This is a genomic window from Marinobacter sp. G11 (assembly GCF_021282325.1).
In the GTDB taxonomy this organism is placed as follows: Bacteria; Pseudomonadota; Gammaproteobacteria; order Pseudomonadales; family Oleiphilaceae; genus Marinobacter; species Marinobacter vinifirmus.
Map to the genome: position 1 here is coordinate 1 of NZ_JAJSPB010000117.1, position 599 is coordinate 599.

The window sequence follows — 599 nt, forward strand, 5'->3', positions numbered from 1 at the left end:
CTTGTCGGTTGGTTATGTGTTGGCCTGGCACCCTTTGCTCCACCATGGAAAACAAGGGGCCAATTGTTACACCCAACCGGCCAAGATAATTGTCGTTAACCGGTCATCCTAATTGTCGCCGAACAGTAGACCTGAACCCCATACGAGCGGCCATGGCAGAGACTCCAGAAACCTCTGAACACACCAGCATCATGGAACGCATTCATCCTAGCTTCAATCTGGCGGAAGCCATTGCACGACAGACGGAACAGCAGGCACTGAATGATTTTGCGGTACCGTTAAAACCGCTACTGGGTTTTGAGGGAGTCATTCGGAATGGTTTTCAGCGCGGAATACTGTTCAGCTTTGAAGATTACCTGGAACTGGTCGATTGCACCGGGCGGATCAGCCGGAGTGACAAACGGGGCGCTATTGACGAAAACGCGCTGCCGATTCTGGAACGGCTGAATCTGGACCCGGAACGGTGGTGCCACCGGGCGACAGCCTTTGAAGATAGCTATCAGGATTACCGAAATCCTGGACGGCGACGACAAGCGGCTTAGGCTCCCTCCCCTTCTTTCTCAAATCAGACTATCGGCGCAGCCGCCGAAAACGTCGCT

1 protein-coding gene is annotated in these 599 nt (G+C 53.8%); it reads left to right on the forward strand.

Features of this window, described 5'->3' with window-relative positions; genetic code table 11:
* The first annotated feature begins 152 nt into the window (after positions 1-152).
* Positions 153-542, forward strand: coding sequence for a hypothetical protein (locus LWH94_RS19310; protein WP_232903320.1), 390 nt, complete (start codon positions 153-155; stop codon positions 540-542).
* Positions 543-599: the final 57 nt, after the last annotated feature.